Origin of the sequence: Streptomyces sp. NPDC051104 (genome assembly GCF_040682835.1) — a bacterium.
GTDB classification, from domain to species: Bacteria; Actinomycetota; Actinomycetes; order Streptomycetales; family Streptomycetaceae; genus Streptomyces; species Streptomyces cynarae.
Window position 1 is genome coordinate 616,392 of sequence record NZ_JBFBBS010000001.1, and the last position, 20,490, is coordinate 636,881.

The 20,490-nt window shown below is 71.8% G+C and carries 19 protein-coding genes; 6 read left to right on the plus strand and 13 right to left on the minus strand.

Translation table 11 applies throughout. From position 1 onward, the window contains the following. Nucleotides 1–7: 7 nt before the first annotated feature. From AB0N14_RS03020 to AB0N14_RS03030, 3 genes are read right to left on the minus strand one after another with little or no spacing between them, the layout of a single operon-like run. A complete protein-coding gene (locus AB0N14_RS03020; protein ID WP_366023968.1) occupies nt 8–946 on the minus strand; it encodes an N-acetylneuraminate synthase family protein in 939 nt (312 codons plus the stop codon). A gap of 14 nt (nt 947–960) precedes the next feature. Then, the gene (locus AB0N14_RS03025) at nt 961–2,265 is read right to left on the minus strand and encodes an N-acylneuraminate cytidylyltransferase (protein WP_366023969.1); all 1,305 of its coding nucleotides are present in this window, start codon (nt 2,263–2,265) and stop codon (nt 961–963) included. A 23-nt stretch (nt 2,266–2,288) separates the two neighbouring features. Then, nucleotides 2,289–3,662: a DUF6716 putative glycosyltransferase gene (locus tag AB0N14_RS03030; RefSeq protein ID WP_366023970.1), complete on the minus strand. Its 1,374-nt coding sequence runs from the start codon at nt 3,660–3,662 to the stop codon at nt 2,289–2,291. A 198-nt stretch (nt 3,663–3,860) separates the two neighbouring features. Between AB0N14_RS03030 and AB0N14_RS03035 the strand changes: the two genes are divergently transcribed. From AB0N14_RS03035 to AB0N14_RS03045, 3 genes are all read left to right on the plus strand, one after another. Further along, complete coding sequence (locus AB0N14_RS03035) at nt 3,861–4,838, plus strand: glycosyltransferase family 2 protein (RefSeq protein ID WP_366023971.1); 978 nt, start codon at nt 3,861–3,863, stop codon at nt 4,836–4,838. Further along, nucleotides 4,835–6,175, plus strand: a complete 1,341-nt coding sequence (locus tag AB0N14_RS03040) for an alpha-2,8-polysialyltransferase family protein (RefSeq protein WP_366023972.1) — start codon at nt 4,835–4,837, stop codon at nt 6,173–6,175. The genes AB0N14_RS03035 and AB0N14_RS03040 overlap by 4 nt, the downstream gene beginning before the upstream one ends. A 204-nt stretch (nt 6,176–6,379) precedes the next feature. Then, on the plus strand, nt 6,380–7,303 hold the full coding sequence (locus AB0N14_RS03045) for a class I SAM-dependent methyltransferase (protein WP_366023973.1): 924 nt from the start codon (nt 6,380–6,382) through the stop codon (nt 7,301–7,303). A gap of 132 nt (nt 7,304–7,435) precedes the next feature. Here the strand turns inward: AB0N14_RS03045 and leuE are convergent, their stop codons facing one another. Beyond that, nucleotides 7,436–8,095: a leucine efflux protein LeuE gene (leuE, locus tag AB0N14_RS03050; RefSeq protein ID WP_366023974.1), complete on the minus strand. Its 660-nt coding sequence runs from the start codon at nt 8,093–8,095 to the stop codon at nt 7,436–7,438. Between the two features lie 51 nt (nt 8,096–8,146). After that, nucleotides 8,147–9,727 carry a methylmalonyl-CoA mutase family protein gene (locus AB0N14_RS03055; RefSeq protein ID WP_366023975.1) on the minus strand — a complete coding sequence of 527 codons (1,581 nt, stop codon included), beginning with the start codon at nt 9,725–9,727 and terminating at the stop codon, nt 8,147–8,149. 239 nt (nt 9,728–9,966) lie between these two features. On the opposite strand from AB0N14_RS03055, the gene AB0N14_RS03060 reads away from it, so the two are divergent. Continuing rightward, nucleotides 9,967–10,821 carry a L,D-transpeptidase family protein gene (locus AB0N14_RS03060; protein WP_366023976.1) on the plus strand — a complete coding sequence of 285 codons (855 nt, stop codon included), beginning with the start codon at nt 9,967–9,969 and terminating at the stop codon, nt 10,819–10,821. 222 nt (nt 10,822–11,043) lie between these two features. Here AB0N14_RS03060 and AB0N14_RS03065 read toward each other — a convergent pair whose 3' ends face one another. The 5 genes from AB0N14_RS03065 to AB0N14_RS03085 all read right to left on the minus strand — a co-directional run bounded on the left by AB0N14_RS03065 (nt 11,044) and on the right by AB0N14_RS03085 (nt 15,226). Continuing rightward, complete coding sequence (locus AB0N14_RS03065) at nt 11,044–12,171, minus strand: hypothetical protein (RefSeq protein WP_366023977.1); 1,128 nt, start codon at nt 12,169–12,171, stop codon at nt 11,044–11,046. After that, on the minus strand, nt 12,171–12,845 hold the full coding sequence (locus AB0N14_RS03070; protein WP_366023978.1) for an RNA polymerase sigma factor: 675 nt from the start codon (nt 12,843–12,845) through the stop codon (nt 12,171–12,173). The genes AB0N14_RS03065 and AB0N14_RS03070 overlap by 1 nt, the downstream gene beginning before the upstream one ends. Nucleotides 12,846–13,261: 416 nt before the next feature. Then, the gene (locus AB0N14_RS03075) at nt 13,262–14,071 is read right to left on the minus strand and encodes a hypothetical protein (protein ID WP_366023979.1); all 810 of its coding nucleotides are present in this window, start codon (nt 14,069–14,071) and stop codon (nt 13,262–13,264) included. Beyond that, nucleotides 14,068–14,700, minus strand: a complete 633-nt coding sequence (locus AB0N14_RS03080) for an RNA polymerase sigma factor (RefSeq protein WP_366023980.1) — start codon at nt 14,698–14,700, stop codon at nt 14,068–14,070. Before AB0N14_RS03080 ends, AB0N14_RS03075 begins: the two co-directional genes overlap by 4 nt. A gap of 91 nt (nt 14,701–14,791) precedes the next feature. Then, on the minus strand, nt 14,792–15,226 hold the full coding sequence (locus AB0N14_RS03085) for a hypothetical protein (RefSeq protein WP_366023981.1): 435 nt from the start codon (nt 15,224–15,226) through the stop codon (nt 14,792–14,794). 285 nt (nt 15,227–15,511) lie between these two features. Between AB0N14_RS03085 and AB0N14_RS03090 the strand changes: the two genes are divergently transcribed. Then, nucleotides 15,512–16,396: a hypothetical protein gene (locus AB0N14_RS03090; RefSeq protein WP_366023982.1), complete on the plus strand. Its 885-nt coding sequence runs from the start codon at nt 15,512–15,514 to the stop codon at nt 16,394–16,396. 34 nt (nt 16,397–16,430) lie between these two features. On the opposite strand, the gene AB0N14_RS03095 is transcribed toward AB0N14_RS03090, so the two are convergent. The 3 genes from AB0N14_RS03095 to AB0N14_RS03105 form a co-directional block, all read right to left on the minus strand. Further along, nucleotides 16,431–16,745, minus strand: a complete 315-nt coding sequence (locus tag AB0N14_RS03095) for a hypothetical protein (RefSeq protein WP_366024245.1) — start codon at nt 16,743–16,745, stop codon at nt 16,431–16,433. 424 nt (nt 16,746–17,169) lie between these two features. Then, entirely contained in the window at nt 17,170–17,739 is a 570-nt protein-coding gene (locus AB0N14_RS03100) for a hypothetical protein (protein ID WP_366023983.1), read from the minus strand. Nucleotides 17,740–17,901: 162 nt separating this feature from the next. Next, nucleotides 17,902–19,530, minus strand: a complete 1,629-nt coding sequence (locus AB0N14_RS03105) for a glycoside hydrolase family 20 protein (RefSeq protein ID WP_366023984.1) — start codon at nt 19,528–19,530, stop codon at nt 17,902–17,904. A gap of 283 nt (nt 19,531–19,813) precedes the next feature. Here AB0N14_RS03105 and AB0N14_RS03110 point away from each other — a divergent pair, with 283 nt between their 5' ends. Further along, nucleotides 19,814–20,416 carry a 2-oxo-4-hydroxy-4-carboxy-5-ureidoimidazoline decarboxylase gene (locus tag AB0N14_RS03110; protein ID WP_366023985.1) on the plus strand — a complete coding sequence of 201 codons (603 nt, stop codon included), beginning with the start codon at nt 19,814–19,816 and terminating at the stop codon, nt 20,414–20,416. The last annotated feature ends 74 nt before the right edge of the window (nt 20,417–20,490 follow it).

Below are 20,490 nucleotides of genomic sequence, written 5' to 3' on the forward strand. Positions count from 1 at the left end.
AAGGCGCTCAGACCGCCACCGGCTCGCCGGCGGCCGCGGCGATCTCCGCCTCGGCGACGACGCCGGTGACGCGGCGCAGCTTCTTCATCGGGCCGAGCTCGGAGTCGTAGACCTTCTTCACGCCGTCGCCGAGCGCCGCCTCGATGGTGCGGATGTCGCGCACCAGGCGCGTCAGGCCCTGCGGCTCGACGGAGGCCGCCTGGTCGGAGCCCCACATGGCGCGGTCCAGGGTGATGTGGCGCTCGACGAACACCGCGCCGAGGGCGACCGCGGCCAGCGTGGTCTGCAGGCCGGTCTCGTGGCCGGAGTAGCCGATCGGGACGTTCGGGTACTCCTTCTCCAGCGTGTTGATCACGCGGAGGTTGAGCTCCTCCGCCTTCGCCGGGTAGGTCGAGGTGGCGTGGCACATGAGGATGTTGTCGCTGCCGAGCACCTCCACCGCGTGGCGGATCTGCTTCGGGGTCGACATGCCCGTGGACAGGATGATCGAGCGGCCGGTCGCGCGCAGGGCGCGCAGCAGCTCGTCGTCGGTGAGGGACGCGGAGGCGACCTTGTGGGCCGGGAGGTCGAACTTCTCCAGGAAGGCGACCGCCTCGGTGTCCCACGGGGACGCGAACCAGTCGATGCCCTTTTCCTTGCAGTACTCGTCGATCTGGCGGTACTCGTCCTCGCCGAACTCCACGCGGTGGCGGTAGTCGATGTAGGTCATCCGGCCCCAGGGGGTGTCGCGCTCGATGTCCCACTGGTCGCGCGGGGTGCAGATCTCGGGGGTGCGCTTCTGGAACTTCACGGCGTCGCACCCGGCCTCGGCGGCCACGTCGATCAGCTTGAAGGCGTTCTCCAGCTCGCCGTTGTGGTTGATGCCGATCTCGCCGCAGATGTAGACGGGCTTGCCCGGGCCGACCTCGCGGGAACCGAACGTACGCAGACGGGAGTTGGTGCTCATGGCAGGAACTGTCCTTACTTGTGGAGGGAATCGAGAGAGGGGCCGAGGATCCAGCTGGCGATCTCTCGGATCGCGCCGTCGCCACCGGGGACGGTGGTGACCGCACGGGCGGCGCCGCGTACCACGTCGTGGGCGCTCGCGACCGCCACGGGCCAGCCGACGAGGGCGAGGCACGGGAGGTCGTTGACGTCGTTGCCGACGTAGAGCACGCGCTCGGGCGCGATGCCCTGCTCCTCGCACCACTGCTTCAGCGCGAGGTCCTTCCGGTCGATGCCGTGCAGGACCGGGATCTTGAGCTTCCGGGCCCGTGCGGCGACGACCGGGTTCACTTCCGTGGAGAGGATCAGCATCTTCAGCCCGCTCTTGCGCAGGGCCGCGATGCCGAGTCCGTCCCCGCGGTGCACGGAGACGAACTCCTTTCCATCGGCGTCGATCAGCACCCGGTCGTCGGTCTGGGTGCCGTCGAAGTCCAGTACGACTGCGTCGACATCATCAGCAGTGGGCAGCGAAGCGATGGGGGTCCCCCCTGCTCGAGCGAAGTCGAGAGCTTGGGGGAGGTCCGCGTCGAAGAGGGGTGCCAGAGCCCGTGCCCGCGCCAGGTCGTGCGGGTCGTCGATCTCCAGGACCCGCGCCGGGTCCGTCCGCACCAGTTCCGTACGGCCGAAGAAGCGGTGCTGGTGCTTGCGGAAGCCGGCCGCATCCATCGCGTAGGCGGCGCCGGTCTCCAGCAGGTCCTGGGGTCGGTCCTGGCGGCGTGGGCGGAAGGACTTGTCGTGGTTGACGCCGTAGCCGCCGCCGACGGCCGCGTCGGCCTCGGCGACGGTGCCGGCGGCGACCACGTCCTCGGCGTCCCGCCAGATGAAGCCGTGGAAGGGGGCCACGGTGACCGCGGTGTCCGCGCCGTTCTCGACGACCGCGCCCGCCACCCCGTCGATGTCCTCGCGGACGATGAACGGGCTGGTGCACTGCACGAGCAGGACGACGTCGACGGGCGCGCCGTGCAGGGCCTCGTGGGCGTCCATGGCGTGCAGGACGGCGGCCTCCGAGGTCGCCGTGTCACCGGCGATGGCGGCCGGCCGCAGCACGACCTCGGCGCCGGCCTGGCGCGCGGTCGCGGCGATGGCCTGGTCGTCGGTGGACACCACGACGTCCGTCACCAGGCGGGTCGTGAGGCACTCGCGCACCGCGCGCGCCACCAGCGGCACACCGCCGACGGGGGCGAGGTTCTTCGCGGGGACGCCCTTGGAGCCGCCGCGCGCGGGGATCACCGCGAGCACCCGGCACACCGAAGCGCCTTGGCCCGCTTCCGGGTTGGACATGGGGTCTACTCCTTGAAGAGAGGTCACAGCTCACCCATCCGCCGGATGACGGGCGCCACCCGCTGCACGCCGTGCCGGTACGCGCCCCGCGCCGCGCGGCGGACGATCTGGCGTACGGGTCCGGGCGCCTTGTCGGCGGCGGGCGCGCCCGGCAGCGGGCTGCCGTCCGGGGCGAGGTGGTGGCGGGCGAGGACGCCGGGCAGATAGCCGGGCGCGGTGACGGGGGTGTAGTAGGGCTTCAGCGGCGGGAGTTCACCGGTGGTGAGCAGCTCACCGATGCGCCCCCGGGCCTCGTCGAAGGCGGTGGCGTACGAACCTCCCCCGGAGGGGGTACCCCCGGCAGCGACGCCCTGCCGGGCCACCCACTCCGCATCGGGTGTCGGCTCGTGTCCGGCGTCGAGCTGGTCCCAGGAGGCGAGGCAGCCCGAGCCCACGAAGTGGTGGTTGCCGAGCGCCTCCCGCACCCCGAGGTCGGTGAGGACGACGGTGGGGATACGGCGGTGCAGGGACTCCAGGGCGGCCGTCGAGCTGACCGTGACCAGCAGGTCGGTGTGGTCGAGGACCTCGCCCATGTTCCCGTAGACCAGGCGGAAGTTGGCCGGCAGGTCGTGCCGCTGGGCCAGCTTCTGGTAGGGCAGTTCCTCGATGTGGGTGGTGTGCTCGCCCGGCTTGGAGCGCAGCTTGAGCAGCACCTCGCGCCCGGGGTGGCGGCGCGCGTGCTGGACGAGCCGGTCCAGCAGGTACGCACGGTCCTTGCGGGTCTCCGGGACGGAGGGCTGTGCGGCGAAGACGACCGTGTAGGGGTCCTTCTTCTCGTACGGGGCGCCGCCGAGGAAGGGCAGCGCGACCTCGGTCACCGACGAGGCGTCGGCGCCCACTCCCACGTAGAGGGCCCTGAAACGCTCGGCGTCCTGGCGGGAGTTGGCGAGGACCAGGTCCGCGCCGTGCCGCAGCAGCAGGCCGTCGGCGAGCTTCTCGTAGACGACACCGACATAGCCGGTGACCACCACGGGCCGCTGCGGGCGTCCCTGCCAGGCGTGGGCGAGCCCGTGCAGCATCGCCTGGACGCCGCCGCCGACGAGGGCGAGCACGAGGACGTCGTACGTCTCCTGCGTCATCTCGCGCAGGAATTCGACGGCGGTGACCTCGCGCAGGGAGTCCGCGCGGACGCCGACCTCCCTGAGCTGGCGGGCGGTGGGGGTGGCACGGCCCCGCAGGAGGAAACCGTCGAGCCGGATGTCCGAATCGGCGGTTTTATCGCATGTTTCCGTCGATTCGGTGGTCTCCGTGAATTCCGTCGGTGAAATGCGGGCAGCGGTGAGCGCACCCCATTTCCACCGGGTGTCGGAATCGGCTAGGACGGCGACCCGCAGGCGCCTCGCAGTACTTGCTGGCACATCGAAGACGCTAGGAAGGGATTTCGAGGCGCAGCCGAAGCGGAATGCAACAAAGGGTTAACAGCACGCCGACGAACAGCGAATCAAGCCGTGAAACCGCCAGGAAACAGCTGGGTTCACTATTCCGCCATGCGTCGTTCACTTCCCATCAAACCGCCGGTCAAGACGAATGCCGGGCCGCCGCCTACCGTCACAGGCGTGGTCAAGCTCTCCGTCATCGTGCCGTTCTACAACGTGCAGCAATACGCGCCCGACACCCTGAAGAGCCTGCGTGCCAACGCGCGCGAGGACTTCGAATTCATTCTCGTCGACGATTGCTCGCGCGACGAGACGCCGGACATCCTCGCGCGTGCGGAGCGCGAGTTGCCAGGCGCGGTGTATGTCCGGCACGAGAAGAACGGGGGGCTGGCGACCGCGCGCAACACCGGGATCGACACGGCACGCGGCGAGTACCTCACGTTCCTCGACGGGGACGACTGGCTCGCCCCCGGCTACTATCCCAAACTGGTCGCCGCCATCGAGGAGTTGGGCTGCGACTTCGTGCGCACCGACCACGTCCAGTGCACCGGGCGGGCGCGTGCCATCCACCGGGTGCCGCACGGGCGGCGCGGTGTGGTGATGAACCCGCGCGACGCGATCCTGCCCGCCGACCGCTCCACCTCCGTCGACTACGCGTACGCCTGGGCGGGTGCCTACCACCGCCGCCTCGTCGACCGCGGTCTGCTGCACTTCACCGACGGCCTGCGCACCGCCGAGGACCGGCCCTGGATCTGGAAGCTGCACCGGGAGGCGGAGTCCTTCGCCGCGGTCAGCCTCATGGGCGTCTACTACCGGCGCGGTGTCGCCTCCTCGCTCACCCAGATCGGGGATGTGCGGCAACTGGACTTCATCCGCGCGTTCGACCAGGTCGTGGCGGAGACCGCCGGGGACCAGGATGCCGACAGACTGCTCCCCAAGGCCGTGCGCACCTATTGCGCGATCATTTCTCACCATCTGGGATCCATCGAAAGGTTCGAGCCGCCGGTGGCACGGAAACTGAAGTCGATGAGTGCTGTCGCGCTGCGGCGCATGCCGCAGGACGTGCTCGACGACGCCCTGGACTCCATGGACATCGAGCGGGCCTCGCGCCTGCGCCGGCTGCGCCGCCGTCCCGCCCCCGCGGGGGTGGCCGCGTGACGACGCAGATCTTCCTGGCGTCGACGCTGTACGGCACGGCGACCCTGGCCGCGGCACTGGACAGCGAGTGCTTCGCGCCCGCCGACCGACGCATCCTGCTCGTGTCCAACAACGCGGCGACGCCCGAGACCACGCCTGGCCTGGACGAGATGCCCGGCTTCGAGCGGCTGCGCGGCCGCTTCGACGAGGTCATCTCCTGGAACGAGACCATCCACCCCTTCCACCCGGGCGGCTGGGCCCCGCGCCTGGACGACGTCCCGCTGTGGGAGCGGCACCTGCGGCTCCTGTGGAACCTCGGCGACGACGAGATAGAGCTGGCCGTCGAGTCCATCCAGGTCAACCCGGCGCTCGGCGTCTGCCAGATCTTCACCGGCGCGCCCGTCACCGTCTACGCGGACGGCCTGATGAGCTACGGCCCCACCCGCAACAAGATCGACCCGCTGGTCGGCACCCGTGTGGACCGGCTGCTGCACCTGGACCTGGTCCCGGGCCTGAAGCCGCTGCTGCTGACCGAGTTCGGCGTCGAGCCGGAGATCGTGCCGACGGACGCGTTCTCCAAGGTGCTCGCGGAACTCGAGGACACCGGTGACGCGCTGCCCGCCGTGGAGGCCCCCGCTCTGCTGCTCGGCCAGTACCTCTCGGCGCTCGACATACTCACCGCCGTGGAGGAGGAGAACCTCCACGTGCGGATGCTGAAGGGCGCCGTCGCGCTCGGGCACACCCGGGTGGTGTTCAAGCCGCACCCCTCGGCGCCGGCCCGCTGGTCGCGCGCGCTGGAGAAGGAGGCCGAGAAGCTGGGCGCCGACCTGACGGTGCTCGACACCCCGGTCCTCGCCGAGGTGCTGTACCAGCGCATGCGTCCGGCGCTGGTCGTCGGCTGCTTCTCCACCGCGCTGCTCACCGCGTCCGCGTTCTACGGCCTCCCGGTCGCCCGTATGGGCACCGAGACCCTGCTGGAACGTCTGGCCCCGTACGAGAACAGCAACCGCGTCCCGGTCACGATCGTCGACGCGCTGCTGCCCGAGCTGACGGCCCGGGGGGCGGTCGAGCACCAGCGCCGGGGCATGGAGGTCGAGGACCTCGACGCGCTCGTACGGACCGTGGGCTTCGCGATGCAGCCGAAGATCTACCCGGACCTGCGGGCGCACGCCGAGCGCTATCTCACCAAGCACCTGAGCCCGCACACCTGGCGGTACTTCAAGCGCCGGCGTCTGACCTCGCTGGCGCTGCCCGGCGGGATCCCCGTCCAGCTGGCGTTCATCCCGCGCAACGCCACCGTCCGCAGGGTCGCCCGCCGGGCCCGGGCCCTCAGGCGCGGGCGCGCCGCCCGGGGCTGAGCCCCTCAGCACGGCACCGTCCCCGTCCGGTCGTCCGGGCGGGGACGGCCTGTTTCACGGCGGCGCTGTCGAAGCCCCGACTCTCAGTCGGCTCACAGGAATTGGCCTGCTGTTCACCTCGCCACCCGTTTGGATGACCCCTGCCGGGCAGATGCTGGGCAGTTCTCGCACCGTTTCCGTCCGCACAAGGGAGTGCCCCGCCTCATGGTCGCCACAGCAGAAACGGCTCCACCGCCCCGCCGGCTCGATGACGTCCCCGGCTGGTTCCCCGTTCTCGACCAGACGCTCTTCAACTGGTTCCTCGACCGGCAGGAATCCGCCGGGATGCGCGGAGACCTGCTGGAGGTCGGGGTGTACATGGGCAAGAGTGCGATCTTCCTCGGCCGGCATCTGAGGGACGGCGAGGGGTTCACGGTGTGCGACCTCTTCGGGGGCGACGCACCGGACGACGCCAACCGGGCGGAGTCGACGAAGTCGTACAGCGCCCTGACCCGGCAGGCCTTCGAGGAGAACTACCTCTCCTTCCACGACGCGCTGCCCCGCGTCCTCCAGGGACCGAGCTCGATCGTGCCCGACGAGGTCCCGCCGCGCTCCTGCCGGTTCGTCCACATCGACGGCTCGCACCTGTACGAGCACGTCCACGGCGACATAGGAGCGGCTCACGACCTGCTGCTGCCCGGCGGAATCGTCGTCCTGGACGACTTCCGCTCGGAGCACACCCCCGGTGTCTCGGTGGCCGCCTGGGAAGCGGTGCTGAACAGGGGCCTGCGCCCGATCTGTCTGAGCACGCAGAAGCTGTACGGGACCTGGGGCGATCCCGAGCCCGTCCAGGAGGAACTGCTGGCGATGGTGGAGGGGCGCGAGGACTGCCACCTGAGCGTCCAGCAGGCCGCCGGCCACCGCATCATCCGCCTCAAGTCCAAGGGCATGCAGGCACCGCCGTTCCCGCCGTCGCGGCACGCGGACACCCCCGAGCCCCCTGCGGTCACGATCCCCACGCAGCCCACCCGGCGGCCCGCGGACCCACCGAAGCGTCCCGCGGTCCCGCGCAGCCGCACCCGTAAGTTCGCCGCGGACCTGCTCCCGCCGGTGGTCACCCGCGCGATCCGCAAGGCCCGCAACCGCTGAGCGGCGCGCGCCCGGGCCGTCCCGCGTTCACCCGGGTCGGGGCCGCCGTCCCGGCCCGGTCCGGCCGGCCTGCGCCCTGTCGCGTGGCGACCTCCGAGGGCCGACCGGACCGCACGAACTGACGGTGACGGGCTACGCGCTCGCCAGCGAAAGCTTCACCGCGAACCCCAGGAACAGCAGACCCACGGCCGAGGTGGCCCCCGCCGACAGCCGCTTGCGCCGCCGGAAGGCCGCCGCGAGGCGCGTGCCGCTGAATATCAGGGCGCTGAGGTAGAGGAAGCTGGCGAGCTGGGCGAAGGCGCCGAGGACGACGAAGGACAGTGCGGGGTAGGCGTATCCCGGGTCGACGAACTGCACGAAGAAGGCGACGAAGAACAGGATCGCCTTCGGGTTGAACAGGCTGATGACGAGGGCGCGGCGGTAGGGCCGCTCCTCGGCAGGGGCGGCGGGAACGGCGGCCGGCGTGTCCTCGACGGCCTTCTCCCGCCGCGCACGCCATATCCCGACGGCGGCGCGCAGCATTCCGACCGCCAGCCAGCTGAGATATCCGGCGCCGGCGTACTTCACGATCCCGAACAGCACGGCGTTCGCCTGGAGCAGCGAGGCGACCCCGGCGGCCGACAGCGTCATCAGCACGGTGTCCCCGCACCACACGCCCGCCGCGGCGGTGTACCCGGCCCGCACCCCGCGCCGGGCGGCGACGGACAGCACGTACAGGGAGTTGGGCCCGGGGAGAAGGACGATGAGGACGAGTCCTGCCAGGTAGGTGGGGAGATCGATGACGCCGAACATGGCAAGGAGTGTCGCACGGGGGTACGACACTCCACCCCGCCCGTACGACGGTCAGAAGACGTCCGACGGCACGTACGTCCCCCACACCTCCCGCAGCGCGTTGCACACCTCGCCCACCGTCGCGCGGGCCTTCAGGGCGTCCTTCATCGGGTACAGCACGTTGTCCGTGCCCTCGGCCGCCTTCTTCAGCTCCTTCAGGGCCGCGTCCACGGCCGGCTGGTCGCGTTCCGCGCGGAGCTTGGCGAGGCGTTCGGCCTGCTGGGCCTCGATCGCGGGGTCGACGCGCAGCGGCTCGTACGGCTCCTCCTCGTCGAGTTGGAAGCGGTTGACGCCGACCACGACCCGCTCGCCGGAGTCGGTCTCCTGGGCGATGCGGTAGGCGTTGCGCTCGATCTCGTTCTTCTGGAAGCCCCGTTCGATCGCCGCGACGGCGCCGCCGAGGTCCTCGACCTTCTCCATCAGCTCCAGCGCCGCCGCCTCGACCTCGTCCGTCATCTTCTCGATGACGTAGGAGCCCGCGAAGGGGTCGACCGTCGCCGTCACGTCCGTCTCGTAGGCCAGCACCTGCTGGGTGCGCAGTGCCAGACGCGCGCTCTTGTCGGTCGGCAGGGCGATCGCCTCGTCGAAGGAGTTGGTGTGCAGCGACTGGGTGCCGCCGAGCACGGCCGCGAGGCCCTGGACGGCGACCCGGACGAGGTTCACCTCGGGCTGCTGGGCCGTCAGCTGCACGCCCGCCGTCTGGGTGTGGAAGCGCAGCATCATCGACTTCGGGCTCTTCGCGCCGAACTCGTCCTTCATCACCCGCGCCCAGATCCGGCGGGCCGCGCGGAACTTGGCGACCTCCTCCAGGATCGTCGTCCGCGCCACGAAGAAGAACGACAGGCGCGGCGCGAAGTCGTCCACGTCCATTCCGGCCGCGACGGCCGTGCGCACGTACTCGATCCCGTCGGCGAGCGTGAACGCGATCTCCTGTGCGGGAGACGCGCCCGCCTCCGCCATGTGGTAGCCGGAGATCGAGATCGTGTTCCACTTGGGGATCTCGGCCTTGCAGTACTTGAAGATGTCCGCGATCAGCCGCAGGGACGGCTTCGGCGGGAAGATGTACGTCCCGCGGGCGATGTACTCCTTCAGGACGTCGTTCTGGATCGTGCCCGTCAGCTGGTCGGCGGACACGCCCTGCTCCTCCGCGACCAGCTGGTACAGGAGCAGCAGCAGCGCGGCCGGGGCGTTGATCGTCATCGACGTGGACACCTTGTCCAGCGGGATCCCGCCGAACAGCACCCGCATGTCGTCGACCGAGTCGATCGCCACGCCCACCTTGCCGACCTCGCCGTGCGCGATCGGGGCGTCGGAGTCGTGGCCCATCTGGGTGGGCAGGTCGAAGGCGACCGACAGGCCCATGGTGCCGTTCGCGATCAGCTGCTTGTACCGGGCGTTCGACTCGGTCGCCGTGCCGAAGCCCGCGTACTGGCGCATCGTCCACGGACGGCCGGTGTACATCGTCGGGTACACGCCGCGCGTGAAGGGGTACGCCCCCGGCTCGCCCAGCTTCTCCGCCGGATCCCAGCCCTCGAGGGCGCCCGGCCCGTACACCGGCTCGATGGGCAGTCCGGACTCCGACTCGCGCGCCATGGTGTGTGCCTCCGCGTTGCTTCGTTGCTTCGTACTCGGCTTGGTGGCCTGGCTTCGTTACTCGCCAGTACAGACGACCCTCGCGACGGACTGTAGCGGCGGCCCTGCGCGCGGTGGAATTGCCGCACGCTGGGACCTTGCTCACAACCATGCCCCCTGGTTCGCCGTCGGTCACGCGCGGGGAACATCTGAGGAGATGCGGTCGGACAGAGGCGTCCGGTGAGACGGCGGGGGTCGGTATGCGTACCAGGGGCATGGGGAAGTCGCTCGTCGCCGTCGCCGGGGCCGCCGTGCTCCTCGCGGCCGCCGGCTGCACGGCGCAGCCGGGGGACGCGGGCGGCGGGGACGGCAGGCACCGCTCACCGGTGCACATCGAGGTCCCGCGCACCCCGTCCGGCGCCGGGCGTACAGCGTCCGGGGACGGCGCGCCGAGCACCGCCGCACCCGCCCCGAAGCCCTCGCCCGCCGCCCTGTGGCGGCGCGGCGACTCGGGCCGCGGGGTGCGCGAGCTGCAGGCCCGGCTGCGCCAGGTCGACTGGCTGTTCGACGGCCCGACGGGGACGTACGACGACCTGACCGAGAACGCCGTCAGGGGTTTCCAGGGCAAGCGCGGATTGCCCCCAACGGGTGAGGTCGACTCGGCCACCTGGCAGCGGTTGCTGGCCATGACGCACGAGCCCGGTACGTGGGAGCTGTACCTGATGGGCGGGCAGCCGGCCGGGGCCCCGGACCGGCGCTGTACGACGGGCCGGGTGCTGTGCGTCAGCAAGACGAGCCGCACGTTGCGCTGGATGGTGGACGGACGGACGCTCTCGACGATGGCGGTCCGCTTCGGCACGGAGTACACCCCCACCCGCGAGGGTGTGTTCCGCGTCTACTGGAAGTCACGCGACCACGTGTCCACGCTCTACCACTCGCCGATGCCGTACGCGATGTTCTTCAGCGGCGGTCAGGCGGTGCACTACTCGTACGACTTCGCGGCGCACGGCTATGCAGGGGGCTCGCACGGATGCGTGAACGTACGGGACGAGTCGGCGATCGCGGCGCTGTTCGCCCAGGTGCGGGTCGGCGACAAGGTCGTCGTCCACTGGTAGACGCCTGAGGGAGGAAGTGGGGCGCGGGCGGGACCGGGGGAACGTGTCCCGCCCGCGCCGATGCACGAGCCGTGGGTACGGGGGGAACCCCGGCTCCGTGCGACGGCCGATGACCAGTCGGCTCACTCAGTACTGCGCCACGGCGGCCGAAAGCGTCACACCTCCCGCGAAGAATTTTTCAGGAGAAGCGAAACCGCAGGTCAGCGCGGCACCGGCGACGGCTCAGTGGTTCTCGGCGGAGCCCGGCGCGCTGTACGTCGGGCTCGGGGACGCCGTGTGCGTCGGAACGGCCCCGACCAGGCCGCGGGGTGCGGTCGGCGGAGTGGGAACCGGCGCTATGTGGCCTTCGCCGTCACCGCCGTTGCCGCCCTGGTCGCCGTCGCCGCCGGTGTTCCCGTTCCCGCCGGTGTTCCCGTTCCCGCCGGTGTTCCCGTTCCCGCCGGTGTTCCCTTTCCCGCCGCCGCTGCCGTCCCCGTCGCGGCCCTTGCCGCTCCTGTCGCGGCCGGAACCCTCGTCGCCGCCGCCCAGGACGCCCTTGCAGTACGCCTTCACCCGGCCGCTGCCGCCCGCCGCGTCCGCCAGGTCGCGCAGCCGCTCGGGGCCGAGGAGCTTGCCGCCGGCCATGTCACGGCAGGACGAGCGCACCCCGGTCCACCGGTCACCGGTCCGGCCCGCGGCGCGGTCGCCGGCGTCGCCGGGCCGGCCGGTCGTGGTGGAGCCGTCGCGTGCCTCGTCGCGCGAGGAGCCGTTCCGCCCGGGCGCACCGGTCGTGCCGCCCGGCGTCGCGGACGGGAGGCCTCCGGTTACTGTCGCGCCGGGCGTCGGAGTGGCCGAAGGCCGAGGGGACGTCAGAGCGGGCGACACGGACGCGGCGGGTCCCGGCTCGTCGCGGAACGGTGTCGGCAGCACTCCGGTTCCGGCCGCCACCGCGACCCCGCCGATCATCCCGGCGGCCACCGTGGCGGCCAGTCCGAAGCGCACCGTGCGCCACCGGCGGGCCCGCCGCCCGCCCGACTCGGGACGGCCGAGACGGACGAGTCCGGCGTCGGCGGTGGGGGTCCCCCCTGCTCGAGCGAAGTCGAGAGCTTGGGGGAGGGCCGCCGGCTGCGGGTGGAGCGCCGCCCCGTTGTCCTGCCGGGCCGCGCGGGCGGCCCGGAACGCGGCCACCGCGGCCTCCTCACCAGGGAGTTCGCCGCTGGTCGGAGAGGGTGTGGCGGCCAGAGCGGCGAGTGCTTCGGCGAGCCGTTCGGCGCGGGCACGCGCGTCGGCGTCGACGGGGGCCGGGGGCTCTCCGCGCAGCAGACGCTCCGCCGCGTCCCTGTCCAGCCACCTGTCCTGCTCGTCGGCCATCACATGTCCTTCTGCGTCCGCGAACGCGTATGCGTCACACCGGCGGACGACACCGCACGTCTGTGCGCGTCTCGCTGGGGAGGCATGGCGCCGAGCGCGCCAGCCGATTCCGGATCCGTGTCCGGATTCACGTCGAGCAGCTCCGCGAGCCGCTTCAGACCGCGGTGCGCCGCCGTGCGGACGGCTCCCGGGCGCTTGCCGAGGGTCTCGGCGGCGGTCTTGGCGTCGAGGCCCACGACCACCCGCAGCACCACGGCCTCCGCCTGGTCCTGCGGAAGCTGGGCGATGAGGGAGAGCGTGCGGCCGGTCGCCAGGGCCTCTATGGCCTCCCCGGCCGTGTCCGACTCGGCGGGCTTCCCGGTCAGTTCCGTCTCGTCGCCGCCGATCGCGGGGCGGCGGCCGCGCATCCGTATGTGGTCGAGGGCGCGGTTGCGGGCGATACGGGCCGCCCAGCCGCGGAACCGGTCGGCGTCGCCGCTGAACCGGTCCAGATCACGGGCGATCTGCAACCACGCCTCGGAGGTGACGTCCTCCGCGTCCGGGTCTCCGACCAGCGTGCGCACATACCCGAGCAACCGCGGATGCACCGCGCGGTACACGGTACGGAAAGCGGTCTCGTCCCCCTCCTGTGCCGCAAGTACCGCGGCCGTCAGCTCCGCGTCGTCCCCCAGCACCCGAACTGCCCCTCTGTGCGCCTGATCCGGCACCGCTCGCGCGCGCCGGGTTCTCGCCGTCGTGATTCCTCGTCCTGCCTGTGGTCTTCAGGCCGCTCGTGGTCTGCGGCGGTTGCATCACCCGTTATTGCTGATCGTCGCGGTCGGCGCGAAAGGCACGTTACGGCCTGAAACCGCTCTTCGTCCACGCCCGTACAACGTGCAACCAACCCGTGACGCGGCGAGGTGTGACAGAAAACGCATCCACGGCGCTGTAGAGAGTGACGGGCCGCCGCGCGGCCCGTACCGCGCGACGGCCGGGGCCTCTCCTGTGGGGGGTGGCGGCCCCGGCCGTTGCTTCGCGGCGTCGGCCCGCCGCCCGGGCAACGCGCGCACGAGCCACCGGAGCGTCGAGGAGCCGGCGTGGGGGCGCCTGATTACTTGCTCTTCCCGCGGGCCTTGGCGGCCTCTTCGGTCTGTTCCCCAGGCCCGGGGGTGCGGGAAGCCGCTGGAGCCTTGCCGGATTCGCCTGACTTGCCCGGTTTGCCGCCGTCCTGTGCCAACTGCTCGGCGCAGTAGGCGGCGACGTTCCGCTCACCGCCGGCGGCCTCGACGAGCCGCTGCCATGCCGTCGAACCGATGGCGTTGCCACGGTCCTTCACCTGCTCGTATGCGCGGCAATGGGCCTCGGTGTCCTGCGCGGTGTCCGGGCGGTCGGGGGAGACGGAGGTGTCCGGCACAGGGGACGTCGCCGGATCCGGCGCCCCGCTCGACCGATCCGGGGCGCTCGGCGACGGTTGCCGCCGCCCGTGACCACCACTGTTCCCGCCGTCGAAGGAGCCGTCCGGGCCGATCGCCGCGTACGCGACTCCGCCCAGGGTCAGTCCGGCCAGAAACAGGCAGACCGTGGCCTTCACCGACGACCGCACACGCCGGTGCCCGAGCGGCCGCCAGTCGTCGCGGCGCCGGGTCCGCGCCTGGGGCGCGCCGGCGTCCCGGACGGCCCGGAACGCGGCCACCGCTCTCTGTTCGGCCTCGGCGTCCAGGGCGCCCTCGCGCAGCGCGGCGGCGAGCAGAGCCTCCAGCGCGGCACTTCCGGCCGCGCCCGCGGAGGCGGACGCGGAATCGCCGGGGTGCACGCGCCGACGGCCGAAGACCTGGCCGTCGCTGTGCCGTTCACCCATGTCCGCACCCATCTCTGCCCGGCGGCCGGCCCGGTCGTCGTGTCCGCCGCCGCTGCCGCTCACTTCGACTCACCCAGCGTCTCGGGGCCGTCATCCGTCACACCCCGGTCTCCCGCGCCTTCGACGCGAAGCCTGCGGGCCAGACGCTTCAGCCCCCGATGGGCCGCGGTACGCACAGCACCGGGCCGTTTGCCGAGGACGCGGGCGGCGGCGGGGCCGTCCAGGCCGACGACCACGCGCAACAGCACGGCCTCGGCCTGGTCGCGCGGCAGTCCGCGGATGAGTTCCAGGGCGTGCTCGGTGGAGATGGACTCCAGCGCCTGGTCGTGGGTGCTGTGGGCGCCCGGCAGTTCGAGTGCCTCCTGTTCCAGCCCCGACGATCGGGGCCGTACCCGCCGGCGGCGCAGGTGGTCGAGCGCGCGGTGCCGGGCGATGGTCGCCGTCCAGCCGCGGAAACCCGCCCCGTCGCCCTTGAACCGGCCCAGGTCCCGGGCGATCTCCAGCCAGGCGTCGGACGCCACGTCCTCGGCCTCGTCCGCGACGAGACCACGCAGATACCCGACCAGCCCCGGCTGCACGATCCGGTACGCCACCGCGAAGGCGGCTTCGTCCCCCTGCTGAGCCCGCGCGACCGCAGCGCCCAGCTCCGCGTCGTACGGGTGTACGCGGCGCGGTTCCCCTCCCTGACCCAAGACTGTCCTCGCCCCATGCCGAGTTCGCGGCGGGTTTGTGTGTAACACCCACGATCATCAGCGTCAGGGCTCACAGAAGTGTCACAGCCCGTCAGGCGGCGGCCGACCGCCTGGCCCGCCCGTGCAGCGTCAGCCAGAAAGTCTGCAACGACTCCTCCGGGCCGCCCACTTCGAATCGGTTGCGCACCTTGCCGAGGGGGTTCCACACCCGCCCGTCCGGCATGCGCACGCCGACCGACTGCCCGAAGTAGGCGCGCTGATCGGCGTCGAAGTCCACCCACGCCGCCCCCGCGCGGCGCACGAGCACCTCACCGACGTACGCGCCGAGACCGAGGAGCGTGCCGGACGCCCGCTCCCGGTCGGCCCCGCCTTTGCGCAAGCCGTCGACCAGGAAGTCGACGACCCGCAGACTGGCCACGGAGTAGTCCAACGGCAGCCGGTTGCGTGCGGTGACGCGCGCGACGAAGGCGGCAGCGCTGGGCCGCATCTCGTTCGCGTACGGAATGCGCTCGCCTGGCTCGCCCATGCCGATCCCACCCCTTCTCGGCCGGAGAACGCCAATCGCTCCCCTCGCTCTGGTCAAGCGCACGCCACGTCAGGGACATCACGGCCCGCGGGCGTTGCGAACAACACACGGCAAGATCGCGCATCATGTACAACCTTTTCGCGTTCCGTGCGTCCAGGTCGCACCGACAGCCGAACTCCCGTACACGCTCGGCGCGCGGCGTTTGTCCCGCTTGTCCGCGTGGTGGCGTCGGAGGCCCCAGCTCCTGTACAACCGGGCGCCTTCCGATCGTGAAGGAGTGCGCGCGTGAGACCCCGTTTCGCCGTTGCCGCGCTGGCGGTTCCCGCTGTGTCCCTGCTCTCGTTGTCCCTGGCCGGGTGCGCCGAGAGCGGCGGAACCGGAGCCCCGGCGGAGTCAGCCGCCGCGGACGTCGGCGCCAGGCCGAAGGCGGCACCCGCCGCACCACGGACACCCGAGGAGTTCCTCGCCCGGGCGAGGGAAGCGATGTCCAGGCAGAAGGGCTGGACGTTCGCCGTGAAGGGGAACGAGGGCCTGGCGTCGCAGGGACAGCAGAGCACCGCCACGTACACGGCCACGGTACGGCGCACACAGAGCCCCATGGCGCTGCACTCCACGGGAACGACGTACGCCAAGGGCGTCGCCAAGCCCGAAGAGGTCTACGTCGTCGACGGGACCGGGTACGTCAGGAAGGGCGCGGCCGGATCACGGTGGAAGAGCGGCCCGCTGTCGGATCCGGAGATCGCGGACGTGGTGCAGGACCCGGTCGCCGCGCTCACGGCGTTCGGGAACTACGCCCGGGAGGAGTCGGGCGACGGCGTCTCGGTCGTGAAGTCGGGCGGTTCGGTCGAACTGCGGGCCGAGGTGGCGTCGGTGAAGCTCCCCGCCGTACGGGACCGGGGCGTCGTGGAGCAGGCGGTACGCGAACTCACGCCGACCCTGGAGCAGTTGCGCACAGCCGGCGTCAGGGCGTCCGAGAGCCAGGTACTGGTGGAGCGCGTCGAGGAGGTGCTCTCCCTCGACTCCGCCACGTACCGCATCAGGTCCCACCGTTTCCGGTGCACCTTCCTCATCCCCTACGGCGGACAGACGATGCGTTACAGCCAGGACGTGACCGAGCGCACGGAAGGCGCGTTCACGGGGACCATCACCCTCCCCACCGGCCTCGGGTGAAACCTCGGCCGGCCGTGACGGCCGCGGCGCGCCCTCAAGCCGTCCCGCTCGTCGCGTCCCGGCACAGCAGCCGCAGCGAGCCGTCGCCGCGGTGGCAGCGGCGGGCCTCGTCGATGGGGTCCCACAGGCGGCCGTCGGGTGTACGCACCCAATGGTCGCCGCCGGACGACCACCACTCCCCGCCCGTCAGCCGGACGACCACCTCGCCCGCGTACGCCCCGAACCCGCGCAGCACGGTCTCCACGGCGGCGTACGGCGCGCCCTGACGGCTTATCTCCTCGATCGTCCGGTCCACACGCCACAGGCTCTGCGCCGAGTAGTCGAGCCGCAGCCGGGCGCCCTCGCGCATGGCCGCGACGGCGTCGGCGGCCCAGCGGACGGGCTTCGTGGCGGCGTGGGGCCTGGTCACCTCAGTTGCGTTCACACCCGGAAGAGCGCCCTCCACCGCCGCGGCGTCACGCCGTCCGAAGGGAGTCCCCGACACCGGCGCAGGACCGCCCCACCGCACCACAGGACGGTCACAGGATCCTTGCAGCGGAAGGGGTTTACGGGGCTGCAAGGGGTCCTTGGCACTATGAGCACCCGATGAGGTCGCGTGGTCCGGTGCCGTGCATCGCAAGGCGCCGGAGAGCCCTCGGAGGGGGTCCCCCTGCTCGAGCGAAGCCGAGAGCTCGGAGGAGGAGCTACCAGGGCTTTTCGGCAACGCGGCGAGGTGCGGTGCCAGGCCGCGCGACCCGGGCGGGCACAGTGCAAGGACTCCTGAGCCCCTGAGGCTACGAGCGGCCCCGTGCGCGCCGGGAGACCACGGCCCGCAGCACCCGGCGCCCCTCGGTCGACACGTCGAGGGCCCGGCGCAGTCCGCCCGCGCCGTGGTCCGTGACCAGCTCCAGGACGGCCACCTGACGGCGCAGTTCGGCGGCGACGAGCGGCGGCATGCGGTCCGTACGGCCCTCGCGGCGGGCCGCGACCGGGGCGTCGTCGTCGGCGGGGTCCAGCAACCGGTGGATCTGGAGCGCGGCCACCGAGCAGGCGTCGGCCCACCGGCGCAGGGCGTCGGCGGACGGCTCGGCGGGGACCGCCTCGAGCATGCGGCGGGCGAGCCGTGCGGCCTCGGCCTCGGAGGCGCGCTCGGCGTCCGCCTCGGAGTCCTCCCAGGCCGCCAGCTCGGAGCGCGCCTTGGTGAGCCGCTGCTCCCAGTCGTGTCCCTCGACGAGGCTCGCCCACAGCGGCCGCAGGACCTCGTCGTCGCCTCCGAGGAGCGGCACACACCGGTCCAAACAAGCCAGTCCGCTTGCCGCGAGTGCCCGCTCGTCGGCCTGCGCGATCAGGTCCACCAGGCTCATCAAGCCTCCTCGAAACGCCTCGTCGGGGCGCCTCATCCGTACGGAGCCCGCATCTCCCCTTACTGCGTGCGACGGACCGGGAGTGTCACACGCACACCAGGGGAGCTGTCGAGGCGCTCGAGGAGGGTATTTTCGGCCACCTAGCCTGCCCGGTGTGGCGTTTCAGCCCAGTCGGCCCGCCAGCGCCGTGAACTGCGTCCAGGACAGCGACGGGGTCCGCGCGTCCCACAGCTTCTGTGCCGTCGCCCGCAGCGGCATCCGGATCCCGGCCGCCACCTGGTCCTGCGTCTGGGCGGTCGGGCGGTCGCTCCAGACGGCGAAGACGCCGCCGAGGATCTGTCCGTCGTACCGCGCGGACACCGCCGTCGTGCCCCGCAGCACGCGCGGGGTCCACTGTTCGTAGATCCGCTGCCCGGTGGGGTAGACGAAGGTCTGCGGCTGGCCGAGCACGTAGTAGAGGTACTCGTCGTTGTAGTTGATCACCTTGCGGCCCGCGCCCAGGTAGTCGGTCGGCGGCCGGGCGCCCAGCTCCTTGCCGGTCCAGTACGCGGCCTGAAGGTCCCCGGCCGGCTGCACGGAGCTCGCCCGGTAGAAGCCGTCGTTCCAGGCCCGCATGGTCCTGCCGTGCGCGCGCATCACGTTCGCGCGGTCGTTCAGCCAGCCGGTCGCGAGGTCGGCGACGCCCGCCTTCGGCCCGAACCGGGCCCGCGCGGCGGCGGCTAGCTGCGGGTAGGAGGCGGCCGGGTTGCGCGCCATCAGCGCCAGATACTCGTCGCCGCCGAGGTGCCAGTACGCGCCGGGGAACACGCCCGAGAACTCGTCCAGCAGATCGTCGACGATCTTCGCCGCCGTGGGCTTGGAGATGTCGACCGCCCCGCGCGTGGCGACACCGGAGGCGTTGCGCAGCTGGATGTCGGGGTGGGCGGCGATGACGGCGCCCAGGTGGCCGGGCGAGTCGATCTCGGGCACCACGGTGATGTGCCGGCTCGCCGCGAGGTCGACGATCTTCTTCACATCGGCCTTGCTGAGGTGCTGCTTGGAGACGATCTCCGGGTGCGAGGAGGACTCGATGCGGAAGCCCTGGTCGTCGGAGAAGTGCAGACCCAGTTCGTTGTACTTCAGGTCGCCCAGCTCACGTATGCGGTCCTCGATCCAGCCGGCCGTGTAGTACTTGCGGGCGATGTCGAGCATGAACCCGCGCCGCGGCTTGGCGGGCGCGTCGTTCACGACGCCCTCGGGCGCGGTGCCGCCGCCGTGCACCTCCTGCTTGAGGGTGCGGGTGCCGTAGAAGACGCCGGCCTCGCCGGGCCCGGTGATCTTCACCCGCCCGTTCGTGACGGTCAGCGTGTACGACTCCTGGTTGCCGCTGCCGGCCAGGCCCAGCTCCACGTCACCGGCGCCGGCGCCGGTCTGCCCGCCGTACGCCATCCCCAGCTCCCCGGCGAGCAGCCGCCCCTCGTCGGCGAGCTGAGCGTTGTCGACCACCACCCGGTGCCCGGAGGCGGGCCGCCAGCCCGGGCCCCGCGCCGCGGTGAACCGGCTGACGGCGGGGATGGTGCGGGGCGGCTGCGACAGGGGGTAGGAGCGGGACGGGACGGAGCGGGCGGAGCCCGTGGACGCCGCCGCCGTGCCCACGGAGGCCCCGGCCCCGTTCGGCGAGCCGCCACCGGAGGGCCACAGCGTCACGGCCGCCGCCACACCACCGGCCACCACGGTCCCGGTGGCCGCCAGCAGCAACCTGGTGCGCCGTACGTGCGTCTTCCCCTCGGGGACCTGCCTGCGGCCGGTCACCAGGCCACATCCGTTTCGACACCGGGGCACGGCCGCACCGTGCTCCTGCGCATGCATATGCGTTTTGGTATTCGCCAGACCTTGGACCGCACGCGACTCACCTCCACACTCTGCCCCCCAGTCGTTTCTCTCCGAAGCTACGACCCCCGTCCGGCCCACGTGTCCATGAGAGGCCCCGAAACTCTCCCATCCGGGTGAAATCCGGGCAGCGACTGGACGCCGACCGGATCGCCGTCGCTAACGTGGCGGCGCATTTCTCACACGATCCCCTGCCGACCCGCACGTGGCGCGCACGAGCCGTCACGCCAGCCGCCGAGGACCCACGCTGCCCGCGCACCGTCTCCCGCACCTCCCCGGCCACACCGCCCTCCCGGCGCAACACCGCACCGAGTCCGCCACGGGCCCGGAGCGGTTCAACCGCGCCCCCGCCGACGACGTCCGGCGCGCCCTGCTCACCTGCTGCCGCAGCCTGCGCTGGGCCCACCGGGTCGCCGAGCACCGCCCCTACCCGGACCTCGACTCCCTGCTCGCCGCGGCCGACGAGGCGACGTACGACCTCACCCCCGCGGACCTCGCCGAGGCCCTGGCCGGGGAGTCCCTCGCCCCGCCCCCCGACGGCACGTACTCCGCCGCCCACACCGCCCTGAGCGCGGCACACGCGGCATACGAGAGCAAATTCGGACACGTGTTCGTCATCTGCCTGGACGAGGTGGCACCGGACGAGCTGCTGGACCAGCTCCTCGCGGCCATCCGATCACGATTGGCGAACGATCCCGAGGAGGAGCGGGTCCTGGCGACAGAGGAACTGCGCCGCTTGGCGAGGGGAAGGCTGAGGCGCCTTGTACGGGACTTTTCTGACCAACCTGTGCTGGACCGTGCCCCATAGGGGCGGGGGCTGTGCTGATATTCGGCTCCGCCGCGTGGACGTAAGCCACCACAAACCACCCGTACCCGGAGAAA